The following is a 24553-nucleotide window of genomic DNA, read 5'->3' on the forward strand; positions in this document are numbered from 1 at the left end:
ATACCAGAACCATGTAGCACGCGCTACATTTTCTGCATGAAACCGTCAGCAGACTGCACGCGTACCGCCCGGGGCGACAAAACGGCCCGCCATGCGGCCCTGACCGCCGAGATCGCGACGATTGTCCTGCATGAAGGGCTGGGCGATATGAGCGTGCGCGCGCTGGCGGCCCGGCTCGGTACAAGCGACCGCATGCTGCTTTATTATTTCACGACCCGTGAGCAGATGATCCTGGCCGTGCTGCATGAAATCAGTGATCGCCTGAGCCACCTGCTGGCGGGGCATAGTACGGGGCCGCGCCTCTCACCGGGGCAGTTTCTGACGCGCGTGCTCGCGCTTGCCCATGAGGCGGACGTGGCCCCCTTCATGCAGGTATGGACCGATGTCATCGCCCGTGGCGCCAGAGGAATGCAACCCTATGACAGCGTCGCGCGCGATGTGGTCCGGGGCTGGATGGCATGGATCGATTCACGCCTGACCGCACCGCCCACGGGTGCCCAGCCGGGCCGGGCGGCCGCCATCCTTTCCATCGTGGAGGGCATAAGCCTGCTGGAAGCCGCCAGTCCGGGCAGCACCGCAGGGGTTTCGGCTTATCTGGCCAGCCTGCTAGACCCCGTGCCGTGCGGGCCTGACAGCCCGTAACGGGTGCCTTGTCCGTGCTATCGGGCGTGCCTTGGGCATGTTGCCTGAACATGCGCGAAAAACAGCCTTTCCATACAATGGACCTGCAAAGCATAAGGCTGTTTTTTTGAAATATTTAATGAATATGTTAGAGACTTTTTGAAAATAATTCGTTGATGGAAAATAGTAAAAATTTCTGGGTGCCGATTTTTTTTCAAAAAGGCAGTGTTATTTGAAGCTTTTTGAAAAAATATCCACCAAAAACTTTCTTATGATTTATGGATATTTCGTGAGCTAAATTTTTAAACAGTCTCTTAAAAATAACGCCGCTTTCCTCAAGAAAAGCGGCGTCCAGACTTTTTTGATTACATGCCGCCAAAGCGGTCTTTCCAGATCACCGCTTTCAGGCGGTCAGCGGGCGATCCGTGGCTTCAAACAATAGCGGCGCACCCTGCGCGGTGGGCGCGATCTGGTTTTCCCACATGACCACATTGCCACGGATGATGGTGCCCATGGGGCGACCGGTCAGTTCATCGCCCACAAACGGCGACCAGCCACATTTGGAGGCCAGCCATTCCTGCTGCACCGTCCAGCGCGCGGCCAGGTCAACCACCGAGAAATCCGCGTCATACCCCACCGCGATGCGCCCCTTGCGCACCAGCCCGAACAGGCGCTGCGGGCCAGCCGATGTCATGTCCACCAGGCGGCGCAACGATAGCCTGCCCTGCGCCACATGGTTGAGCATGAGCGGCAGCAGGGTCTGCACGCCCGGCATGCCCGATGGGGTATCGGGATACGCGCGCTGCTTGGCCGCGAGCGGATGGGGGGCATGGTCCGAGCCGATGATGTCGGGCACGCCCTGGCCCATCCAGTACCACAGCCCGTCGCGATATTTCTGGCCACGGATGGGCGGGTTCATCTGCGCCAGCGTGCCGAGCCGGGCATACGCGTCCTCGCCTGCCAGCGTCAGGTGCTGCGGCGTTACTTCGCAACTGGCAATGTCCTTGTGGCCGGACAGGAACTCAAGTTCCGCCGGGGTGGTGATGTGCAGCACATGGATGCGCCGCCCCGTGCGCCGCGCCAGTTGCACGATGCGCCGCGTGGCGCGCAGGGCCGTTTCCTCATCGCGCCAGACCGGGTGACTTGAGGGGTCGCCTGCCTTGCGCTCACCCATGCGCTCATGCAGGCGGGTCTCGTCCTCGGCATGGATCGCGACACGGCGGCGGCCCGAGCGCAGCACCCGCTCCAGCACCGCATCATCGGACACCAGCAGGCTGCCGGTGGAAGATCCCATGAAAATCTTGATCCCCGCCGTGCCCGGCAGCATTTCCAGCTCGGCGCAGCGATCGGCGTTATCGGTCGTGGCCCCCACATAGAAGGCATGGTCGCACCACATGCGCCCGCGCGCGTGCTCGAGCTTGGCCACCACAGCCTCGGGGCAGTCGGTGGGCGGCTTGGTGTTGGGCATTTCAAACACGGCGGTGACGCCCCCCATCACGGCGGCGAGGCTGCCGGTGGCCAGGTCTTCCGCTGCCGTCAGCCCCGGCTCACGAAAATGCACCTGCGTGTCGATCACGCCAGGCAGGACAGTCAGCCCCGTGCAGTCAATGACCCGGCCCGCGTCGCCCTGGCCACCAATGCGGGCAATCCTCCCGTCACGCACGTAAACATCGGTCACGACCGTGGCGTCCGGCAGGACAACGCTGCCATTTTTCAGACAAAGATCAAAAATGGGTAAGGTCATGGAATTATCCTGTGGCCATGAACCCGTAACCGACCGCATGCGGCAGGCGGGCGCAGGGATTGCTGATCGTATTTGTATGGCATGCGTCCGGCCCCGTGCAAACCACCCATACAAAGACACCCCGGCCCTTGCGGGCCGGGGTGCGGATCATGGATACCGATGCAGGCAGGCGCCTTATTCGCTGGCGGCGCGGCTTTCCTTGGCTTCCTTCAGCACGGCGGAGAGGCGGTCATTGCGCAGCCATTCCTCCAGCTTTTCGGGCGGCATGGGGCGGGCGAACAGGTAGCCCTGCACCACATCGCACCCAAGCTGGCACAAAAGGTCAAGCTGGCGCACGGTTTCCACGCCTTCGGTCACCACCGTCATGCCAAGACGGCCGCCAATGCCGATCACCGCCGTGGTCACGGCCTGGGCGTTGGCATCATGCTCGAGGTTCATGATGAAGCTGCGATCGATCTTGATCTCGGTCAGCGGCAGGCGCGTCAGCCTTGAAAGCGACGAATACCCCGTGCCGAAATCATCCATCGACAGCGCCACGCCAAGGTTGCGGATGGACTGGAGGACCATGTTCGTGTCCTCGTTTTCAGTCATCATCACGCTCTCGGTAATCTCGACCGTCAGGCGATGGGGCTCGAGCTTGCTGTCACTGAGCAGGCGGGCAATGAAGCCGGGCAGGTTGCGGTTGCGGAAGTGCCCGGCGGACAGATTGACCGCCACCGTGGGCACGTAAATGCCGTGGGCATCCCATTCCAGGATCTGCTGCACCGCGCGCTCGAGCGACCAGGTGCCGATCGCCTCGATCTGCCCGGTTTCCTCTGCCACCGCGATGAAGCGCGAGGGGTAGATGTTGCCCAGCGTGGGGTGGTTCCACCGCGACAGTGCCTCCACGCCATACAGCGTGTTGTTGCGCACGTCGACCTGCGGCTGGTACTGCAGGTTGAGCAGGCCCTGCGCCAGCGATTCACGCAGCGCCGAGCCCAGCAGCAGCCGGTCCTGCGCGGCCTTGTTGTCTTCCGAGCGGGCAAGGTGGGTCATGCCCAGCCCCGAGCGCTTGGCCTGCCGCATGGCCTGCTCGGCATAGCTGAGCAGGGATTCGCCATCCGGCCCGTTCTCGGGGAACAGGCTGATGCCAATGCCCAGCGTGGGCACGATCATGTTGCCGCCGATCTCGATGGGCTGCTTGACGCTGTCATGCAGCATATCGGCGAATTTGAGCGCCTCGTCCTGGCGCGTGTTGGGAACGATGATCAGGAACTCGTTCGGGCCGGAGCGGCTGAGCACGTAGTTGCTGCGTGACACCCCCTTGAGCCGCTCGGAAACGGATTTCAGGAAGCCATCGCCATTGATATGGCCCAGCGCGTCGTTGATATCGCGGAAGCGGTCGATATCGATCATGTACAACGCGAAATGATTATCCCCCGGCTGCCCGATCAGCGAGCGGATGACCTTGTGCACCGCCGTGCGGTTGAGGAAGCCGGTCAGCGGGTCGTAATTCGACAGTTGCGAGATGTGCTGGCGCGCCTCGTGCTGCTCGATCAGCACGCCACAGAAAGGCACGCAGCTGTTCACGATCTGCGCGGGCCAGCCGCCCCGGTTGCGCTCGGAGCGCGAATACAGCGCGAAGATGCCCGTAATACGCCCGTTGCGCGTGCGGATGGCCGAAGCCCAGCAATGATGCAGCCCCAGTGAGATGCCAACCGAGCGGTAGCTGTCCCACACGATGGTCGTCGCCTCGTTCAGGTCATTGGCGAGGGCGGCAATATCGGCCTCGGTCAGGCGCATGTCTTCCAGGGCCGCGGCAAAGCGGCGCGGCATGCCGGGGCCAGAGAGAATGCGCAGGCGGCTCTGCTCATCAAGCAGGATCAGCACGGCCACCGTATTGGGCACCAGCGTCTCGACCTCACGGCAGACCATGTCCGCCACGTCCTGTATCTGGATCTCGCTCGATAGCGAGCGGAACACCGTATTCTGGAGTTCGACCACCCGGCTGCGATGGCCCGCGCCGGTAATGCCGCGCACCATCATCAGGCGGTAGCGGCGCCCGTCGGCCCCGACCCGCGCCACCGTCAGGCTGACCTCGGCGGAGATGTAGTCGCCGCTGCGGTTCTCGAACGTGACCTCCCCCGACACCGGCTCAACCGCCTGTATCGAGGCGTTGATGTCAAAGGGCGCTGCCCCATTTTCCACCGACGACGCCATGAGTTCCCCCACGGGCCGCCCTGTGAGCTTGCCCGGGTCGTAGCCCCATAACGTCTCGGCTGCCGGATTGGCATAGAGGATCATGTTATGGTCATCGATGATGACCATGCCATCATGCGCCTGATGCAACAGTTCAAAACTGATCTCAGGAATGGCCACAACGGCTGGTGAAGGAGTAGGATTCTGCGTTTTCATAGGGATCCAAGGTTAAGCAGGCCTGTTTCCAACCAGGCATGGGGACAGCGAACAAGCCAGAAATGGTGGCGAAACTATTTCTTCGTTTTGCTTTCGGCCGTATTCGAGGCAACCAGTTCGAGCGCAAGGGTCTTCGCTGGCCCCTGCGACCATTCAAGCAGTTCCGCCGGCGGCATGGGCCGCGCGAACAGATAGCCCTGCACCACATCGCAGTTCAGGTCCTGCAGCAGCTTGAGCTGGGCCTCGGTCTCGACACCCTCGGTCACGACGGTCATGCCCAGGCGGTTGCCGATGCCGATCACCGCCGTGGTCACGGCCTGGGCGTTGGCGTCATGATCAAGGTTCATGATGAAGCTGCGATCGATCTTGATCTCGGTCAGCGGCAGGCGCGTCAGCCTTGAAAGCGACGAATACCCGGTGCCGAAATCATCCATCGACAGACCAACACCGAGGTTACGGATGGCGGCGAGGCCCTCCATCGTATCCTCGTTCTCATCCATCATCACGCTTTCCGTAATTTCAACGCACAGGCGGTCCGGCGAGATCTGGCGCTCCTTGAGGATGCGCTCGATCAGCGCGGGCAGGCCGCGATTGCGGAAATGGGCAGCCGACAGGTTGACCGATACGGTCGGCACGTAAAGCCCGGCACGCTCCCAGTCGATGATCTGCCTTGTCGCCTCTTCGAGCGACCAGGTGCCGATCGTCTCGATCTGCCCGGTATCTTCCGCCACCGCGATGAAGCGCGAGGGGTAGATGTTACCCAGCGTGGGGTGGTTCCACCGCGACAGAGCCTCCACGCCATACAGCTTGCCGGTCTTGATATCGACCTGCGGCTGGTAGTGCAGGTTGAGCATGCCCTTGGCCAGTGAATCCCGCAGCGCCGAGCCAAGCAGCAGCCGGTCCTGGGCGGCACGGTTATCAGCCGTGCTGGACACGCAGTAGCCGCCGCGCGCCTCCTTCTTGCACCGGCGCATGGCAATCTCGGCATGGCCAAGCAGGGATTCGCCATCCGGCCCGTTCTCGGGGAACAGGCTGATGCCGATGCCAAGGGAGACGACAAGCAGGTTGCCTGCGATCTCGATGGGTTCCTGCATGGCCTTGATCAGGCTCTCCGCAAAATTCGCGGCCTTGGCCTCATCGCAGTCGGGCACGACGATCACGAACTCATCCCCGCCCGATCGGCTGAGGATGTAATTGCTGCGCGACAGGTCCTTGAGCCGCTGGGCCACCGCCTTGAGGAAGGCATCGCCATTCATGTGGCCAAGCGTGTCGTTGATATCGCGGAAACGGTCGATATCGACCATGAACACCGCGAACTCGTTATCACCCGGGCGGTCGATCATCGACTTGATGACCTTGTGGATGGCGGTGCGGTTATGGAAACCGGTCAGCGAATCATGGTTGGCGAGCTGGGCGATGTGCTGCTGCGCCTCGTAGTTCTCGATCACCACGCTACAGAAGGGCACGCAGCCCGACACGATCTTCTGCGGCCAGTCGCTCAGCTTGTACTGGTTGCGCGAATACAGCGCGAAAATGCCCGAAATGCGCCCGTTGCGTGATTTGATGGCCGAGGCCCAGCAGTTGTGCAGCCCCAGCGAAATGCCGAGCGAGCGGTAGCTGTCCCACACGATGCTATTGGCTTCCGACAGGTCATTGCCCAGCGCGGCAAGATCGCCTTCGGTCAATGACATGTTCTCGAGTGCCGCGGCATAACGGCGCGGCAGACCGGAGCCGGACAGGATGCTCAGGTGGTTGTTCTCATCCAGCAGGATAATGACCGAAACCGTGTTGGGCACGAAGCTTTCCACCTCGCGGCACACCAGATCGGCCACGTCTTCAACCAGCATGTCGTTGGAGATGGCCTGGAACACCGTGTTCTGCAGGTCGAGCAGCTTGCGGCGGTGGCTCTCCTCGGTCACGCCTTTCATGAAGGCCATGTAATAGCGCTTCTTTTCCGGCCCGAGCAGCGCGGTCGAGATCGACATCTCGCCCGAGATGTAGTCACCGGCCTTGTTCTCGAACGTCACCTCGCGCGAGGTGCCGACAATGCGGTTCACGCCCGTCTTGCGGTTCTTGTAGATGTAGCTGTCATGATCGCCACGATAGACCGATGGCACGAGGCAGCTCACGTTGCGGCCCAGCACTTCATCCTCCGAATAGCCCCAGAGCTTCTCGGCCGCCGGATTGAAGAAGACCACCTCGTTGCGTTCGTTGATGATGACCACGCCGTCCGTCGCCTGCTCAAGCAGCTGGAGGCTGACATCGGCAGTCATGTCAAGTTCGCGCTTCGGGGTCTGTGCAGACGTCAGCGCGGGGGCATCGTGAGGGTTCATTACATGCTCTTGCTGTTTCATGAAAAAATTCGCGCCTCTCAGGTATCGGGACTGAATACGGGAGAAGAAACGGCGCGTATGGAACTGGCGGGAGACCCCACCCCTGTCATGGCCGCGGCCTGGGCCGACTGCGCAGGGTGGCCGATCAGATATCCCTGGCCTTCGTCACACCCTTCGGCGGAGGCGATGCTGAACTGGCCTCTGGTTTCGATCCCCTGTGCCAGAACCGATATGCGCAGCGCGTGACCCATGAGCAGGATGGAGCGTACGAGCTGCGCCACCACCGGGTCGGTATCGGCCTGCTGCATGAGCGAACGATCGATCTTGAGCTTGGTAAAGGGGAATGCGCGCAACATGTGCAGCACCGAATGGGCGCCCCCAAACTCATCAAGCGCAAGCCGCACCCCAAGGGCCTGCAGGCTGTTGGCCATGGCCAGCGCGCGGTCGGGGTTGCGCTGCACGGTTTCTTCCGTGATCTCGATGACCAGACGGTCGGGCGCAAGCCCGCTGCGGGCAAGATTTTCCTGCACGGCCACGACAAAGCGGGGCTGGAGGAACTGGGCAGCGGACATATTGACCGCCACCCGGATGTTTTCACCCCACCCGGCAGCAGCCGTGCAGGCGGTCTGGAGCACCCATTCGCCAAGCTTGATGATCAGGCCGCTTTCATCGGCAAGCTGCAGGATCTCGGGCGGGGCTATGGCGCCGCGCTCGGGGTGCTCCCAGCGCAGCAGCGCCTCGTAACCCGAGACCTCGCCCGTGGCCACCACGGTCTGCACCTGATAGTGCAGCGAAAGCTGCCCGTCGGCCATGGCGGTCTTCAGGTCCTCGCCAAGCGCGCGACGTTCGCGCATGGTCTCGTCAAGCGCGCTTTCATAATACCAGATGGTATGATGCGGGTCGGTCTTGGCGCGATACATGGCCATGTCCGCACGCGAGATCAGGGTCTCGCTATCGGTCGCATCCACCGGGTAGACCGCAACGCCAATACTGCCGCCACTGGTCACCACGTAATCCTCGATGGGGATCGGCTGGTTGAGTGCCTGCTGGATCCGCTCGACAAAACCATGCAGCTCGGCGCTGTCGGACGTGCGGTGGATGGCGATGAACTCGTCACCGCCAAGACGGGCCACGAACTCGCCCTCCACAAGCAGGGCGCTGAAGCGCTCGGCCAGTGTGGTCAGCACGATATCGCCTGCGGCATGACCACGGGTATCGTTGATTTCCTTGAACTTGTTCAGGTCGATGCCAATAACGGCAAACTGTTCGCCATCGCGGTTGGCCCGGCTGACCTCGTTGTGCAGCCGCTCGTTGAAGCTGATGCGGTTGGGCAGGCCGGTCAGCCCGTCCGACATGGCCATGCGATGCAGTTCCTCATAGGATTCCTGCCGCACGCTGCCATCAATGACAAACGAGGCGATGCCGGCGATGAGCATGAGCATCGTGCCCCCGATGACCGAAAGCCCCAGCACCAGAAGCTGCCCGTTATCATGCGCGGCCAGCATGTGCTGCGGCATCGCCAGCACACGCATGGCCTCCATGCCGGTAAAATGCAGCCCGGCAACAGCGCCGACGAGGGCGAGCGTCGTCTCAATCTCGCGGCGTGGATTGACCGGCCGCAACGCCAGCATGAGTGCGGTGGCGGACAGGGCCATGCCAATGACGATCGACACCACCACAAGCAGGCTGCTCCACACCACGGGCGCATCCAGCCGGTAGGCGGCCATGCCGGTATAATGCATGCCGGCAATGCCAAGCCCGAGCACGATGCCACCGAGCATGCAGCCGCCACGGCCATACAGGTTTACGGCCAGCATGACCGCAAGCGGCACCGCGGCGAGCATGACAAGAAGCGACAGCCCCGTGCGCAGCGGGTCAAGATGTACATCGGCATTGCAGTGATAGGCCAGCATGGCGGCAAAATGCGTGCACCACACGAAACTGGCCCCCGCCATGCTGGCAAGGCAGTACCAGCCCAGCCGCTGACGGCCATGGGTCTGCGCCACCCGCGTGACCAGCCGCATCGTGATCCACGCGCCCGTTACGCATACAATCAGCGCACCGGCGAGCAGGAAGGGGTCATACACCTTCAGTTCATAGATATGATTGCTCATGACTTCCATTTTTGAGCGCCCGATACCATGCGTTTACGAAAACAGTTTCCAACAAACACCAGGCTCCACATGGAGCATTGCGGAAACCTTCTGGCATCAACCGCTTACAACAAGGGCATCCAATGGGTTAATCAGCCGTTTGTTTTTATATTTGCTGAGATTAATCAGATATTAGTAAACATTCATTCATAATACAACAAAAAATTATCCTAAGAAAATTTAATGAATACCTTAGAGCATCATCAGCTTGGATAGTTAAAGGTATTTCCTATTTTAAAAGTGCAACAGATAAATTCCAGAATGGTAAAGTTTAGGCTTATATTCCTATTTTTTTATTTATAGGGATGCACTCTATACCATTCCCGAACGTTATTAGGACAACGTGCCCCATCTACGTCCATCAAGGCAACATCCGTTGAAAAATTCGGTCACGATAAATGAACAGGTGATAAAATCCTGCAAAACCATGAAAGAGCGCCACCCAAAACAGTAACCATGCATTCCAGTGATGTAATCCTGAAAAAAAGGAATGGGTTCCGTGCATCAGCATGGGCAGGGGGGAGTTGATCGGCACGCCAAACGCCATGACCGGGCGCCCGGTAGACCAGCGCGCCATGTAGCCGAACACGATCTCGCCACCGAGCAGCATATAGAGCAGGCGATGCACGCTGCGCGCCACACGGTCCTGCATTGTCACGATAGGGAAATGAATGGCCCGACCGCCGGTCAAGGTCCATGCCACGCGAATGATGAACACCGTGGCCAGCACCACGCCAAGCGAGGTATGCGTGGCGACCAGAAAAGGCCGCCACGGCGCCGTGCGGGCCATGAGATGCCAGCCCACCTGCCCCACCACGAACTGCTCGAGCACAAGCACTGCGGTCAGCCAGTGCAGCCACCGTGTCTCCCAACTGTAATGCGCAGGCGGCGAAGGAAGAGAAGATGCGGTCATCCGGCGACCTCTAATCAAAATTACTTATAAGAAGACCGTGGCTTACCACGGCCCGCCGTCAGTTGACGCCTGGCAGAATTGCGCTGTCTTCGCCACCAATATTCATATTGGTATAGTTGCCATCGGTCATGCCGGGTGCAGCACTGCCCGAGGCCGAGCCAGGCATCATCATCGGGCCGCTCATCTGGTCGGATTCCGCATTGTCGTTATGGAACTGCGGCACGCCCCCGCCGATTCCGGTCTCGGGGGCGCTGTAGGCAGGCGGCATGCCCGCTGCACCATCATCCTGGCCCGCCGCATAGCTGCCCCCGCCTGAGGCCGCGCCTGCCGAGCCGCAGGCCAGCGCTGCGCCAAACGCCACGACTGCCAGCCCTTTCGTGATTTGACCTGCCATGTGGTTACTCTCCCTCTGTGGAGCATGGAGCAGTTCCATGGCCCTCTTTTTAAATTGGGGCAGCAGCCCCATATTACCAATGTTAATCATGCATGCGTGAACGGCTGTGCATTCCTGCCACGCATGAAGCATGCGCGTGCCATGTAACATCATGCTACGCAACACGTAACACCCGCAGGGGTGCATGGTTGTCATGAAACGTAACGGAGCGCACAGTCCGCGCCATCGTCCCCTGGCAACCGCCGCGATGGAGAATGAAAAAATGACCAGACTCGCCACCCTTCCCCTGTCAGACCTGATTGTGGTGCCCGACCTGCTCGCAGCACCGGTCGGCACCGTGATGCTCGCCTCGGAAATCTCGCGCGATGACCAGAAAATCGTCATCCGCAGCCACCTTGTCGGTCCCAACGGCACGACGCCCGGCCTGATCCTGATGACAGCGGATGCGCGGGGCTATTTTGCGCCTGATGAAGCCTGCACCGCCTTCGTGCGCACGGCCATTGATGTCACCACCGCCATGCCGCTGCTCCTGACGAAGATCGTGCCCGGCTTTCGCTACAAATACGATGCCGTGGTGCGCGGCGATGTGTGGCAACTGAAGGACGCGCAGGGCAAGCCTTTCACGGGCCTTGCCATTGGCTCATCGGATGAGGAGGAAAGCAAGGTCTTCGCCTACGCCCGCATCGAAGGCGGCCGGATTGGCGATATCGTGCCCGGCGAGCGCGTGGCCTATCTGGGGCAGCTTGATTTCGGGGCAGGCCCCGCCGTGCCCACGCTGGGCTGAACCCCTTCCCCGCCCGCCTGATGCGGGCGGGGAAAACCACAGGCGCGGGTCATGCCGCGCCGGGCTGGCTTTCAAGGCTGGCCGAACTGGGCGTGCGCGGCAGGAAGAAGCGGATCATGCGCGCAAGGTTGGGCGCAAGCTGCGGCCGCACCAGGCGCGGGTCATAACCCGAGAAGCGACGCTCGTTCTCGATCAGGCAGATATCGATCATGTCACGCAGCTTCACATCGACATCGGCCACTTCCTTGGTGCCGTTGACGGTGAAGTTGTTGTCCTGCTCGTGCTTGTTGCCATCGGCATCGAACGTGGTGACCATGCCCAGCCGCTCATAGAGCAGGAAGAACCATACGCCGATCACGCGCGCCTCGAACCACGGGCGCTTCCACCACGGCATGGTGGCGCGGTGCCAGGCCAGCCAGTTGGCGAACAGAAGGATGTGGCGGCATTCCTCCTGCATCACCGGCTCGAACGTATCGATCAGCGCGGGCGGGAAGAAGGCGGATTTCCGGGCAATGGCAAACAGGCCAAACGCGAAGAAGCTGTCCACGCATTCCGAAAAACCGGTGACCATATAGGCCCATTCCACATCGCGCGGCTCGATGTAGGGCGGCTCGGACGCCAGCGGAATGTTGTAGGCCTCCACCATCTTGGACAGCACTTCCTTGTGCCGGTTCTCCTCCCACGCATTGCGTGACAGGGCATCCTTCATGTCCGGGTCATCGATCAGGCGGGCATAGGCTGCCATGCGCAGGCGGGCCTTGCCTTCGGTCTGGACCGCAATGTCCCAGATCGGCAGGGCGGTGACGCGCTGCAGCGTCTCGGCATCAAGCTTGGGCCACTCGATGACGGATGGCTTGTAGGGGTTGAAGGTCTCGCGGAACATGTCCGCCACGGCCTTCTTGTGCGCGGGCGAGCCCGGCTTGAGCGGGCCAGCAACCGGGCTGGACCAGTGCCGTGCATTGAAATCGGCCTTCGCCACGGCATCCGGCGTGGCGGCACCCGGATCACGGGCTTCGGGCAGTGTTGTGTAAATGTCAGAAAGTGATTTCGTCATGTCGGCTCGCTGTTCGGAACGGTGTCGCGTGAATACGCCGGCCGATGAGGCGTTCATTCAAACTGCCTGACACCCTCGTTGCCGGTTCCTTATCATAAGTCCATGCAAAGTGCAGAACCGTTATCTGGAATCCGCGGAAGGGGTTAACCCCTTCCGCGGAACGGAACACCAGCATTACGGGCGAGCCTGAAACCTCGCCTTGCCCCAGATCAATGCAGGTCCGAGATCTTGTCGATCACGCGCGTCACCAGGCCATAGGCAATCGCTTCGTCAGCCGACATCCAGTAGTTACGGTCGGTGTCCTTGCACACCTTCTCGTAAGACTGGCCGGTCTCGCGGGCGAACAGGCGGTTCAGCCGCTCGCGCCTCTTGATGATCTCGCGCGCCTCGATGTCGATATCGGTGGCAGGCCCCCGCACGCCACCCATGGGCTGGTGCAGCAGGAAGCGCGTGTTGGGCAGGCAGTAACGCCGTTCCTTGTTGCCGGCGGCAAAGATGAGCGCGCCAGCGGAGGCAACCCAGCCCGTGCCGATCATGTTCACCGGCGCCATCGAATCGACAAAGCGGATCATGTCGTGAATGGTGTCGCCGCTTTCCACATGGCCGCCGGGCGAGTTGACATACACATCGATCGGCTTGTCGGACGCACCGGCAAGGGCAAGCAGGCGGCCGGTCACGTCACGGGCGATCTTGTCGTTGATCGGGCCGAACACCAGCACCTTGCGCAGGTCGAACAGGCGGCTTTCAAGCTCGCCAATGGGCGAGGACAGCGTGCGGTTCTTGTCAGGCTCCTCGGTTTCCGGGCCCTGGGGTTCGGGGATATCGGGATCTCTCGGGTCTTCATCATCCATGCGGATGCGGTAGTTCGGCTGCATGCCGTTCATCGGGTTCTCCCTCTTCTCCGGGACTGTCCTGGTCATGCCCTTATCCTGCGCTGCCTTGCGCCCGGTGCCAAGTCCCGAGCTTGCAATCAGGTGGAGAGGTGGCGCACGTCATGACGCAAGTGACGCAACCCCTCTCGCTAAGAGCGGCATTGCAGGCTAGTTTGCCCCGGTCGTGTCGTGTGCAGGCCACAAGGGCCATGGGAGCTAGAGATTGGGAAAGCGGGTGCCATCGCCAAGTCCCGGAAGATTTTTTTTTCCGCCATCATGCAGCGCGCGTGCCACACGGCCCGCCATGCTGGCCCTGTGCGCGGCAGCGCTTGCGGGCTGCGTGCACCACCAGGACACGGTCGATACCGTGACACAGTGGTACCACCAGTACCAGGGCGGCGTGATCAGCCACCAGCGCCCCCCGCCGCCGGGCACCCACCAGCCCTATCCCAAAATCGGGCTTGGCCCGCGCAAGGCGCCTGAACTCCCCTCGCCCGACCTGCGCGAGGACATTACCGCCGACCTCGAGGCCCAGCACGAGCTCAACGAGCGCCAGGATGCGATCATGGGCACCATGCCCACGATGGCGGATATTCCGCCCATCCCCTCGCACACGCAGTTCGGCACGCAGTCCGCCTCGCTCAAGGCGGCGGACAGCCCCGACACGCCTGCCGCCACCGCCACCCGCACCACGGCCAGCCCGGCGGCGGACGGCACGCCCGCAGCCGCCCCCGCCACGCAGACCGGCCCGGACGGGAGCCCGCTTTATGGCAGCAATGGCCAGTTGCTCATGCCCGCGGTCTCGACGCTGGTGAGCGAACACCCCGAGGCCATTCCCGCCAACCTGCCCCCCATCGCCCAGAAAGCGCCTGCCCTGCCCAAGGTTGGCGGCATCAACCTGCCTGACAACGCGGCGCGTGACGGGCTCGACCTGCCCGGCTACCACCTTGCCAGCCCCGATGACGGGCCAACGGTGCACTTCCAGCCCGGCTCGGATCACATTGCCGATGGCGAGGATGAGGTGGTGGACAACGCCGTGAAGGAACGCGGCGACAATTTCGTGATCGTGAACGGCTACGGCAACGCCACCAGCGCCACGGCGGAAGGGCAGACCGCCGCCCTCAACCTCGCCATCCTGCGCACCCGCACCCTCACGGCCATGCTCGTGACCCGTGGCGTGCCCGCATCAAAAATCGTGGTGCGCGCCCATGCCTTTGGCAATGGTGCAAGAATTGCCGTGCTGCGCTAGAGTGGTGCCCGCAGGCCCGGCACGCGGGCCTGCATGACCTGATTCATAACCCGGCGCGCGCCCTCGCCCGCCCGCAACAGAGCGTCCCATGACCGAAGAATTCCATCGTATCCGCCGCCTGCCGCCCTATGTCTTCGCTGAAGTCAACAAGGCCAAGGCCGCCGCCCGAGCGCGGGGGGAGGATATTATCGATCTCGGCATGGGCAATCCCGACACGCCCACGCCGCCGCATATCGTGCAGAAGCTGGTCGAGACCGTGTCGGACCCACGCGCGCACCGCTATTCGGTCAGCCGGGGCATTCCCGGCCTGCGCCGGGCGCTGGCGGGGTATTACGAGCGCCGCTTCAACGTAAAGCTCGACCCCGAGACCGAGGTGATCGCGACCCTTGGCTCAAAGGAAGGACTGGCCAACCTCGCCTCCGCCATCACCAGCCCCGGCGACACCATCCTGGTGCCCAACCCGTCCTACCCCATCCATCAGTTCGGCTTCATCATCGCGGGTGCCTCCGTGCGCTCGATTCCGGCCACGCCGGATGATGAGATGCTCGAGGCCCTTGACCGCGCGGTGCGCCATTCGGTGCCCAAGCCCACGGCGCTGATCGTCAATTTTCCGTCAAACCCGACCGCATACCTGGCCGATCTCGATTTCTACCGCAAGCTCGTGGCTTTTGCCCGCAAGCACGAGATCTGGATCCTGTCCGACCTGGCCTATGCCGAGATCTATTTTGGCGACAAGGTGCCCCCCTCGATCCTTGAAGTGCCGGGAGCGAAGGATATCGCGGTCGAGTTCACCTCGCTGTCCAAGACCTATTCCATGGCGGGCTGGCGCATGGGCTTTGCGGCGGGCAACCCCAAGCTGATCTCGGCACTGACGCGCATCAAGTCCTACCTTGACTACGGCGCGTTCACCCCCATTCAGGTCGCAGCGGTGGCGGCCCTGAGCGGCCCGCAGGACTGTGTTGCCGAAATCCGCGACATCTACCGCAAGCGCCGCGACGTGCTGATTCAGGGCCTGCACGCGGCAGGGTGGGACGTGCCCTCGCCCGAGGGCTCGATGTTCGCCTGGGCGCCGATTCCCGAGCCGTTCCGCGAACTCGGCAGCGTGGGCTTCTCCAAGCTTCTGCTCAGGGAGGCGGGCGTTGCCGTGGCGCCGGGCCTTGGCTTTGGCGAGCATGGCGAAGGATTCGTGCGCATCGGCCTGGTGGAAAACACCCAGCGCCTGCGGCAGGCCTGCCGCTCCATCCGCCATTTCATGACGGAACATGGCGGCCTTGCCCCCACCAGCCAGCAGGCCGCCCCCCTGCCCGATGAACAGCCCGCCCATTCATGACTGACCCTTCGGTTGACGGAAAACAGATGACTTCTACCCCTTGCTGCACCCCCGCACCCAAACCGCCCCTGCGCATCGGCATTGCAGGGCTGGGCACGGTTGGCGCTGGCGTTATGAAACTGCTGCGCGAGAACGCGGCCCTGATCCGCGCCCGCGCCGGCCGCGAACTGGTGGTGACCGCCGTGAGCGCGCGCGACCGCACGCGCGACCGGGGCATTGACCAGTCCGGCGTTGCATGGTGCGACACACCCGAGGAACTGGCCACCCACCCGGACGTGGACGTGGTGGCCGAACTGATTGGCGGCGCCGAGGGTGCCCCCCGCCTGACCGTGACCCGCGCGCTGGAAAACCGCAGGCCGGTAGTGACCGCCAACAAGGCGCTGATCGCCATCCACGGCGCGGAACTGGCCTGCACGGCGCAGGCGGCAGGCGTGCCGCTGATGTTCGAGGCGGCAGTGGCCGGTGGCATTCCCGCCATCAAGACCGTGCGCGAGGGGCTGGCGGCTGACCGCATCCTTAAAATCGGCGGCATCCTCAATGGCACGTGCAACTACATCCTGAGCGTGATGCACGAGACCGGCCGCGACTTTGCCGAGATCCTGGCCGATGCCCAGAAGCTGGGCTATGCCGAGGCCGATCCCTCCACCGATGTCGATGGCATCGACACCGCCCACAAGCTGGCCATCCTGGCGGGGCTGGCCTTCGGGCGACCGGTGGTGTTTGCCTCCCTGTATATCGAGGGCATCCGCCGCATTGGCGCGCTGGACCTGCAGTTCGCGCGCAAGATGGGCTATCGCATCAAGCTGCTGGGCCTTGCCCGCCAGCATGAAAACGGCATCGAGGCCCGCGTGCATCCGTGCCTCGTGCCGCAGGATGCCCCGATCGCGCAGGTCAATGGCGTGTTCAACGCCGTGGTGGCGGAAGGCGCGTTTGTCGGCCGCCTGATGCTTGAAGGCCGGGGCGCGGGCGAAGGGCCGACGGCCACCGCCGTGTGCGCCGACCTGATCGACATCGCGCGCGGGGCCGCCATTCCCGTATGGGGCTGCGATGCCGACAGCCTGACGCAGGCCGTAGCCCTGCCCGCCAAATCGTTCGTGGGCGAATACTACCTGCGCCTGAACGTGGAGGACCGCCCCGGCGTGATTGCCGACATCACCGCCGTGCTGCGTGACAATGGCGTTTCGCTGCGCAGCATGCTCCAGCATGCCGATGCGCATGAAACCCGCCCCGACGGCACCCATGCCGTACCGCTGGTGCTGCTCACCCACAAGACCAACGAGGCGGCCATGCAGCATGCGCTGCATCACATTGCCGAACTGAGCGCCGTGCTGGACGAGCCTGCCCTGATCCGTATCGACGCGGGCTAGGAACGGCGCGGATGGGCACAGCTCCATCCGCGCCCCGCCGCTGATTCTGGCCCCCCGCACAAGGACCTGCCCGTGCCTGTTACCGACCTGACATCGCCCGCCCCCGCCACGCAAATGGCTCAGGACGGGGCAGCGCCCACCGTGCTGGGCGTAACCCACAGCGTGACGGGGCGGCGATGGACATGGCGCGCAGGCAGCCACGCCAGCCATGCCGACCGCATGGGCATGGCCATTGCCCAGCAGACCGGCCTGCCCGAGGTCGTGGCCCGCATGCTCGCACTCCGCCATGTCAGCCCCGAACAGGTGGAGAGCTACCTCAAGCCCGTCATGGGCCAGATACTGCCCGATCCCTCGACGCTGGTGGACATGGACGTGGCCGCCGCGCGCATGGCACGCGCCATACGCGATGGCGAGACCGTCGGGCTGTTTGGCGATTATGACGTGGATGGCGCATGCTCCACAGCACTCCTGACCGCCTTCCTGCGCACGCAGGGCTGCACGGTGCTCACCCACATCCCCGACCGCATGACGGAGGGCTACGGCCCCAACATTCCCGCCCTTGAAGCCATGCAGGCGCAGGGTGCGCGCCTGATCATCTGCCTCGACTGCGGCACGGCGGCGGTCGATGTGCTCGAACATGTCAGCCAGGGCTGTGATGTGATCGTGCTCGACCACCACCAGGTGCAGGGCGCGCTGCCCCGCGTGGTCGCCACGGTCAATCCCAACCGGCCCGACTGCCCCTCTGGCCTGCGCCACATCTGCGCGGCGGCAGTCACCTTTCTGGCGGCAGGGGCCACCACGCGCCTGCTCCGCCGCGAAGGGTGGTTTGACACCCATCCCGACCCGCAACTCAAGAACAGCCTCGACCTGGTGGCGCTCGCCACCGTGTGCGACGTGATGCCGCTGACCGGGCTGAACCGCGCCTTCGTGATCCACGGGCTGAACATCATGGCGCAGCGCGGGCGCACGGGGCTTGCCGCCCTGCTCGAAGCCGCCGGCGCGCGTGACCCGCTCTCCGCCTTTACCTGCGGGTTTGCGCTGGGGCCACGTATCAATGCCGGAGGGCGCATTGCAGATTCCGGGCTGGGGCTGCGGCTGCTGCTGTCACATGACGCCGCCGAGGCGCAGGCGCTGGCCGACAAGCTGAATTCCGTCAACCATAACCGCCAGAGCGTGGAAGCGGGCATTCTGGACCGCGCCATGGAACTAGCCGCCGCCCAGCGCGAACAGGGCCATGCCGTGCTGGTGCTGAGCGGACGCGACTGGCACCCCGGCGTGGTGGGCATCGTGGCCGGGCGCATAAAGGAAAAATTCAACCGCCCCGTGCTGGTGGGCGCGGAACTGGATGATGGCAGCGTGAAGGGTTCGGCCCGCTCCGTGCCAGGGCAGGATCTGGGTGGCGCCATCATTGCCGCACGGCAGGCAGGGTTGCTCACCTCGGGTGGCGGCCATGCCATGGCGGCGGGCTTTGGGTTGCCCGCCGAAGGGGTTCCCGCGCTGCACGATTTTCTCGACCGCTACCTCGCCTCCGCTGCCGACCTGCCTGATGCGGTGGACCTGACCATTGATGCCGTGGTGAACGTGGCCGCTGCCGACGTGGCGCTGGCAACCGACATGGACCGCCTCGCCCCCTTTGGCGCGGGCAATGACGAACCACTCCTCGCCCTGCCCCGCGTGCGCGTGGCCTATGCCGAGCGGATCGGGCGCGAGGGCAATACCCTGCGCCTGACACTCCAGGGCGAAGGCCGGGGGCCACGACTCAAGGCGCTGGTGTTCCGCGCCAATGAAAGCCCGATCGCCCCTGTGCTCGAAGACCGCGACGCGCCCCCGCTGCACCTCGCGGGCTGGCTGCGGGCCGAGAGCTGGAACGGGCGGACATCGGCCACGTTCTTCATCCGCGACGTAGCGATCGCTCAATAATTTCAGTCTTTTTTGCATCGGGGGGTTGACCTGCCCCCCGTGGCGGGATACTTACCGCTCACGCCTTTAGTCCCGTTCGTCTAGAGGCCTAGGACACCGCCCTTTCACGGCGGCAACACGGGTTCGAATCCCGTACGGGACACCACATGCCTATAAGGCATTGATTTTTCAACAAAAATCCAATCTGTCTTCCCTCACTGTGTAACCTGTCTGTGTTACATAAGGGACGCCAGTTTTGCCTACACCCTACATGGTTCGACGTTGCCATACCTGGTATCTCAGGCTTCGGGTTCCTGCTGATCTGACACCCTTTGCAGGTCAGCATATTGTTCGTTCCCTCAAAACCAGTGATAGAACAGTTGCAAGGGCAAAGGCTCTCGGACTTGCTTCAGCGTTCAATGGTATCTGGATGGAACTCAGACAAAGACTGGCAGAAAAGCTTCAAGCCTATTTCAACAGGGAAATCCCTGCTGAAGAGATGAAAGCCTTTGTGCATGAGCACGCTTCGGAAATCGAAGCCATGCCAGAGAACGTTAAAAAACATTTCTCCGACTGGCTGAACGTTGTCATGCAACGCAAGACACAGGAAGCACAGGATGTCCGCGAAAGTGCTGACATGACAGCAACCCTTGCAGATATGTGGAAACAGGCCAAGCAACAGGGAATGCTGGAAGGGATGGAAAAAGCCATTTCCCTTGGTGGATTGGCTCCACAGCCTCCTTCTACCTTGCCCACTTCTCCGGCAAACACAGACTGTTCCGAACCATGGACAAACCTGATTGAACGTTTCCATGACGATAATCCGGGACAGACAGAAAAAACACGTGTCAGCTACCGCATTACCTTCACGCAGTTTCAGGAAATTGTTGGCAATAAAGCCCTGAACCTCCTGACCAAACAGGACATTAAAGCCTATGCGGACTGGCTGAAAAACAAGCCCTCCTTACGTGGGGGAACATTGGGTCATGGCACGATTGTCAGACATCTTGGGGAAGTAAAATTTTTTCTGAAATGGTGCGTCCAGTCAGGTCTGATTGAGGATAAAGGCTTCGCAGATGTCAAAGCCAGAGCCAAGACCCAGAAAGAAAAACTGACCAGACAGGAAGAGGTTCGCAGGGCGTTCACCAATGACGAACTGAAACAGATTTTCAACAGCCCCCTGTTTTCCGGCTACCATAGCAAGCACTTCAAAAGCAGACCCGGCCACCAGACAAAACGTCTGACTGACTTCTGGTTTATCTGCGTTCTTGCCCTGACAGGTGCCAGAATTGGGGAAGTCTCTGATGTTCCTGCCAAACTCTATGACCTGGAAGGGATTCCCTGTCTGGATTTACGCCAGACCGGAACAAAAACAGGAAACAGCCCCCGTCTGATTCCCATCCTGCCAGAACTGCGAAAAATTGGCTTTCTCCACTATGTCCAGAAACAGGCCCAGGCTGGTCTGGGATTAATGCAGTCACGCAGAGGGGAGGTTATCAAGCCTGAATCATGGTCAAAGCGTATCAACCGTTATCTTGAAGATATTGGACTGACAGACAAAAGCCTTGTGGCTTATTCCTTCCGTCATACCTTCAGACAGGCTTTAAGAACCTCTGACCTGAACATGGAAATCATCAATAAAATTTTTGGACATGAAACGGATTCTGTTGGGGCTGGATATGGCTCCAACCTTTCCAGAGGGGAAGCACAGGCTTTTCTGGATAAGGTGAAATACCCCATTTTCCTTGACCATCTGGCAGACAGGAATGGGGTCTTCCTTAAATAGCATCCTGCCTGATGGTTTCAAAAATACTGGTCTGGCGTGTGAACTGGTTTTTCTGTTGCATGGCCTGAACACGTCTGACCAATGTGGCTAAAGATACACCCGCAATGGAAGAGGCATGTCTGTAGCTTTTCCCTGATGCTAAAAGGTCCAGAGCATGTTGCACCTTTGCAGAACTGGCTTTGGGTCTTCCTATGGGACGACCTGTTTTCGTTCCATATTTCTGGGCATGGTCTATGCCACTTCTGATGCGTTCATTAATCGTCTCACGTTCATTTTGAGCAATGACAGACATCAGCAGATAACTGACACGGCTTGACCTGTCTGACGTATCAACCCCCTCTGTCAGACTTCTTACTGTTATTCCTTTCTGGTCAAATTCTTCCAGAAGCCTTGCCAGATGGGCTGTTCGTCTTCCAAGCCTGTCCACCTTCCAAACTGTCAGAACATCCCCCTTGTTTAACAGGTTCAGCAAACTGTTTAACTGTGGCCTGTCTTCTGTTGCACCGGAAATGACATCCATAAAAATTCTTTCTTTTGGAATCCCGGCTTCCAGTAATCGACTGACCTGCATATCAGTCGACTGGTCTCTGGTGCTGACACGTGCGTAACCATAAATCATTGCACACCTCCAAAGACGTGCAGGGCTGTCACTCTGTCCGCAAGGAAATAGCGGGCCAGATAATCTCCCAATGCATAATCATCAGGCAAGTAGCTCTTCAGGATAGAAGCACAGCTACAATCAAGGTCACGATTGAAATAGGACAGGCGATTTTTGCCATCCCCCTTTATGATTTCAATGTCCCTTAAAACGCCTTCCAGAAAAGCCACTATGAAAACGGATAACTGGTCTTTGCCATACTTTTCAATAATCTGTGGAGCGAGCACGTCCAGAATATTCTGGATGGCATCAGAATGATATAAATCTAATAATTTATAGGCTTGGTCTTCTATCGTGCCTTCAAGCTTGTTGCTTTTGGGATATACCGGGAATTCACGCAATGCGGAAATATAGGCTTCCTGCATTGTTTTTGTAATTTTAGAGGATTGCAGGAATATCCTGAAATTCTCCACATATCCTGGTGCGATGTCATCAAACCCCTCAACAGGTGAAAAAATATGATGGATGGTCAGGTTTTTAGTGCGGAATGTAATTTCACTCATAAAATGTCTCCTTAAATTGTTAATCAGGGATTATGTTCTAAAATACTTTTGAATATACAATATTGAATACGATTTTCCCTTTGTATTTACATAGTAAGGTATCTGTATTCAGAAAGTCAAGTTTTTGAAACAGTCTATATTTCGATATTATTGAAATTATTCTTCAATGCATACTACAATGATTTATGTATATATACAAAGGAGGATTTTAAATCATGATTTTAAAAAAGGTAAAAAATGAAATTGGTGCAACAGCCATAGAATATGGGCTTATTGCATCGTTAGTGGCTGTTGTTGCTGTTACTGGCATGTCCGCAGTTGGCAGGAATTTATCGAACACCTACTGCACAATATCCAAACATCTTGGTGGGTCTGGAACCTGTTCAGGTGCATCTACGGGTAATGCTAATGGTGGTGGTTCTACAGTAGGGAGCAACTCTAATGGTGCTAATGGTGGTGGTGATGCTAATGGTTCAGGAAATAGCACCACTGGGAATGAAGGAATTAATTCTATTCAAGATATGGATAATTTAATAAAATCGTTGAAGGATAATTTGGATGGTCGTTATTTAGATACAAGTTTGGGAGGAACTGATGGTTTTTCAGAACAACCCTTAACTGATAGTTTATCAATACAATTATTGTCCCAGATGACAGATCACAATCAGAATTATCCTGATGATAAAATTACAAACGTATTTGGACTTTATGATGCAAAAACTCAACATCCTATCACTTCTTGGTCAGAAGCTTCTAAAGTTCTAAAAGATGCTATCAATAATCCTGGCTATATAGAAAATAATATTCATACAGGAAATAATAATGGTCCATATTTTGAAGTTACGACACAGCAGGGCCATGTGGTTACTATCGATGGTTTATTGAATACAATGATGCCACCACCTCCAACGTATGCACCGATGCCACAAACTCCAACGTATGCACCGATGCCACCACCTCCAATAATGAATGCACCGATGCCACCACCTCCATACTATCCATACTAAAAAAACCACCAGACCGTTTTAGGAGGGGGTCTGATGGTCACATGTCGCTACAACATAAAATCATTATTTTATATATAAATGATAATGTCAAGAAAATAATTTAAAAAAGTTCGATTTTCTTGCATATTAGCAAATACATTTATTATTATATATTCAAGGCATCATAATAATATGGTGTCCAATATTAATATTTGGAGGATTTTCATATGAAAACTTTAGTTAAAACTCGCAAAAATGAAGTCGGGGCAACCGCTATCGAATATGGTCTGATTGCTGCCTTAATTTCAGTCGTAATTATCACTGCTGTCACTACACTTGGTGGAAACTTGAATGATGTGTTCAATAATGTTAGTACTGCTATAGGTAAAGTAGCAACTTCTACACCAACTAATTAATCCACAGAATCAATCACAAGACTTTCACGGAGGAACCTTTCCGGGTTCCTTTTTTTATGCGTATCACATCACATCTTCAAAGTGCTTCCATGGTTTGCAACGTCTGAATTAGTCTGTTTCATCCATGTCATGGCTTCATTGGTCTGTTGGAGAATTTTCGCATTTTCTGCGTCTATCTTCCTGTTCTTCCAGTCTGTTAATTTGTCTTCCAGATAGTCCACATTTATGGAAATCATCTGTGTCAGAATATCCTTGCCATGCAGGTTCAGGAAATCCTCAAACGTGACAGAATTCCCGTTCTGTTCGGCATGAAGCTTCTGATAATTTTTGTAGGACGATTTGTATAAAAGGTAGCTCTGAAACAGGATATCTTCCTGCTGGTCTTCTGACATCATGTTCCATGTCGCATCACTGATGGGAGCAGGAAGTCCAAAATTAATCTCAACAGGTTCAACCTTCTCTCTGATGGTCACAGAACCACCAAAAAACAGGCTCAGGAACAGTTCCACCAGCAAAAGCAGAATGTTGCTGTCAATGCTGTTGTTCCATTGGTCAAGCCAGTATTCCTGGTCTTTAAGGTTCTGATAGGCCCTGCGATAAAAATACCAGTCTTCCTGTTTTGCCTGTTTCAATCGGGCTTTGATGTCCCTGATATAATCCGGGGTTATCAGAACAATATGGGACAGGCTGGCAACATGGGTGATGCGTCTGTTCAGTGTTCCAGTGCAGACAATCTTTTTAATATCTGGCTTTGTGCTGACAGGATTTGAACCTGTTGCTGTGCGATGGTTTCGAGTAACTGCTGTATCTGGTCGATGGGTGAGGGTTTGTCTCCTGTCTGGTTGCTCATCAGGTCGAGAATGTTTTGTGTGTTCTTGTTCGCTCCATAGGCTTCCTTGTAGGTCTGCCGGTATAAAGAAATTCTCTTGGACTGTTCCGAGTTCTGGAAGTGTTCTGTCATTAATTTTTCCTTTCTTTTGAATGTCTGCGTAAAATGGGAGGTCATACCCCCTGACGTAGTTCACAGCCTGTTTTGCTGTGATTTTCAGAGGCTTCCCCTCTGCTTTGGAGGCCATGTTGACCAGCCTGTTCAAAGC

General features: G+C 58.8%; 20 protein-coding genes and 1 tRNA gene. 10 read left to right on the forward strand and 11 right to left on the reverse strand.

The window, feature by feature from the left end; all coding sequences use genetic code 11:
* Positions 1 to 36 precede the first annotated feature (36 nt).
* Positions 37 to 642 (forward strand): TetR/AcrR family transcriptional regulator, encoded by a 606-nt coding sequence (locus GXY01S_RS06800; RefSeq protein WP_061273415.1) that lies wholly within the window; start codon positions 37 to 39, stop codon positions 640 to 642.
* Positions 643 to 1024: 382 nt separating this feature from the next.
* On the opposite strand, the gene GXY01S_RS06805 is transcribed toward GXY01S_RS06800, so the two are convergent.
* The 6 genes from GXY01S_RS06805 to GXY01S_RS06830 all read right to left on the reverse strand — a co-directional run bounded on the left by GXY01S_RS06805 (position 1025) and on the right by GXY01S_RS06830 (position 10552).
* Entirely contained in the window at positions 1025 to 2365 is a 1341-nt protein-coding gene (locus GXY01S_RS06805; RefSeq protein WP_061273417.1) for a dihydroorotase, read from the reverse strand.
* 174 nt (positions 2366 to 2539) lie between these two features.
* Positions 2540 to 4759, reverse strand: coding sequence for a sensor domain-containing protein (locus GXY01S_RS06810; RefSeq protein ID WP_061273420.1), 2220 nt, complete (start codon positions 4757 to 4759; stop codon positions 2540 to 2542).
* Between the two features lie 74 nt (positions 4760 to 4833).
* Complete coding sequence (locus GXY01S_RS06815) at positions 4834 to 7092, reverse strand: EAL domain-containing protein (RefSeq protein WP_061273422.1); 2259 nt, start codon at positions 7090 to 7092, stop codon at positions 4834 to 4836.
* A gap of 38 nt (positions 7093 to 7130) precedes the next feature.
* Positions 7131 to 9206, reverse strand: a complete 2076-nt coding sequence (locus GXY01S_RS06820) for a putative bifunctional diguanylate cyclase/phosphodiesterase (protein ID WP_061273471.1) — start codon at positions 9204 to 9206, stop codon at positions 7131 to 7133.
* A 400-nt stretch (positions 9207 to 9606) separates the two neighbouring features.
* Positions 9607 to 10158: a cytochrome b gene (locus tag GXY01S_RS06825; protein WP_061273424.1), complete on the reverse strand. Its 552-nt coding sequence runs from the start codon at positions 10156 to 10158 to the stop codon at positions 9607 to 9609.
* Positions 10159 to 10216: 58 nt separating this feature from the next.
* Positions 10217 to 10552, reverse strand: coding sequence for a hypothetical protein (locus GXY01S_RS06830; RefSeq protein ID WP_061273474.1), 336 nt, complete (start codon positions 10550 to 10552; stop codon positions 10217 to 10219).
* 262 nt (positions 10553 to 10814) lie between these two features.
* Between GXY01S_RS06830 and GXY01S_RS06835 the strand changes: the two genes are divergently transcribed.
* Positions 10815 to 11336: a hypothetical protein gene (locus GXY01S_RS06835; protein ID WP_061273427.1), complete on the forward strand. Its 522-nt coding sequence runs from the start codon at positions 10815 to 10817 to the stop codon at positions 11334 to 11336.
* 49 nt (positions 11337 to 11385) lie between these two features.
* On the opposite strand, the gene GXY01S_RS06840 is transcribed toward GXY01S_RS06835, so the two are convergent.
* A complete protein-coding gene (locus GXY01S_RS06840; RefSeq protein ID WP_061273476.1) occupies positions 11386 to 12390 on the reverse strand; it encodes a ferritin-like domain-containing protein in 1005 nt (334 codons plus the stop codon).
* A 209-nt stretch (positions 12391 to 12599) separates the two neighbouring features.
* The gene (locus tag GXY01S_RS06845) at positions 12600 to 13274 is read right to left on the reverse strand and encodes an ATP-dependent Clp protease proteolytic subunit (RefSeq protein ID WP_061273429.1); all 675 of its coding nucleotides are present in this window, start codon (positions 13272 to 13274) and stop codon (positions 12600 to 12602) included.
* A gap of 211 nt (positions 13275 to 13485) precedes the next feature.
* On the opposite strand from GXY01S_RS06845, the gene GXY01S_RS06850 reads away from it, so the two are divergent.
* From GXY01S_RS06850 to GXY01S_RS06875, 6 genes are all read left to right on the forward strand, one after another.
* Complete coding sequence (locus GXY01S_RS06850; protein ID WP_061273431.1) at positions 13486 to 14511, forward strand: OmpA family protein; 1026 nt, start codon at positions 13486 to 13488, stop codon at positions 14509 to 14511.
* An 88-nt stretch (positions 14512 to 14599) separates the two neighbouring features.
* Entirely contained in the window at positions 14600 to 15841 is a 1242-nt protein-coding gene (locus tag GXY01S_RS06855; RefSeq protein WP_061273433.1) for an LL-diaminopimelate aminotransferase, read from the forward strand.
* Positions 15842 to 15867: 26 nt separating this feature from the next.
* Complete coding sequence (locus tag GXY01S_RS06860; protein WP_061273435.1) at positions 15868 to 17208, forward strand: homoserine dehydrogenase; 1341 nt, start codon at positions 15868 to 15870, stop codon at positions 17206 to 17208.
* A gap of 114 nt (positions 17209 to 17322) precedes the next feature.
* The gene (recJ, locus tag GXY01S_RS06865) at positions 17323 to 19128 is read left to right on the forward strand and encodes a single-stranded-DNA-specific exonuclease RecJ (protein ID WP_061273437.1); all 1806 of its coding nucleotides are present in this window, start codon (positions 17323 to 17325) and stop codon (positions 19126 to 19128) included.
* Positions 19129 to 19197: 69 nt separating this feature from the next.
* Positions 19198 to 19273 (forward strand) — tRNA-Glu (locus GXY01S_RS06870).
* A gap of 90 nt (positions 19274 to 19363) precedes the next feature.
* A complete protein-coding gene (locus GXY01S_RS06875; RefSeq protein ID WP_146222756.1) occupies positions 19364 to 20893 on the forward strand; it encodes a DUF6538 domain-containing protein in 1530 nt (509 codons plus the stop codon).
* On the opposite strand, the gene GXY01S_RS16980 is transcribed toward GXY01S_RS06875, so the two are convergent.
* Both GXY01S_RS16980 and GXY01S_RS06880 read right to left on the reverse strand, forming a co-directional pair.
* Positions 20886 to 21512: a recombinase family protein gene (locus GXY01S_RS16980; RefSeq protein ID WP_082770757.1), complete on the reverse strand. Its 627-nt coding sequence runs from the start codon at positions 21510 to 21512 to the stop codon at positions 20886 to 20888. The genes GXY01S_RS06875 and GXY01S_RS16980 overlap by 8 nt on opposite strands.
* Positions 21509 to 22054, reverse strand: a complete 546-nt coding sequence (locus GXY01S_RS06880) for a hypothetical protein (protein WP_061273441.1) — start codon at positions 22052 to 22054, stop codon at positions 21509 to 21511. The genes GXY01S_RS16980 and GXY01S_RS06880 overlap by 4 nt, the downstream gene beginning before the upstream one ends.
* 215 nt (positions 22055 to 22269) lie before the next feature.
* Between GXY01S_RS06880 and GXY01S_RS16985 the strand changes: the two genes are divergently transcribed.
* Both GXY01S_RS16985 and GXY01S_RS16990 read left to right on the forward strand, forming a co-directional pair.
* A complete protein-coding gene (locus GXY01S_RS16985) occupies positions 22270 to 23061 on the forward strand; it encodes a Flp family type IVb pilin (RefSeq protein ID WP_082770758.1) in 792 nt (263 codons plus the stop codon).
* 206 nt (positions 23062 to 23267) lie between these two features.
* Positions 23268 to 23456, forward strand: a complete 189-nt coding sequence (locus GXY01S_RS16990) for a Flp family type IVb pilin (protein WP_082770759.1) — start codon at positions 23268 to 23270, stop codon at positions 23454 to 23456.
* A 68-nt stretch (positions 23457 to 23524) separates the two neighbouring features.
* Here the strand turns inward: GXY01S_RS16990 and GXY01S_RS18020 are convergent.
* On the reverse strand, positions 23525 to 24553 hold a 1029-nt coding region (locus tag GXY01S_RS18020; RefSeq protein ID WP_218003158.1), incomplete at its 5' end, for a hypothetical protein.

The sequence above is a fragment of the Komagataeibacter xylinus NBRC 15237 genome, from assembly GCF_001571345.1.
GTDB lineage: Bacteria > Pseudomonadota > Alphaproteobacteria > Acetobacterales > Acetobacteraceae > Komagataeibacter > Komagataeibacter xylinus.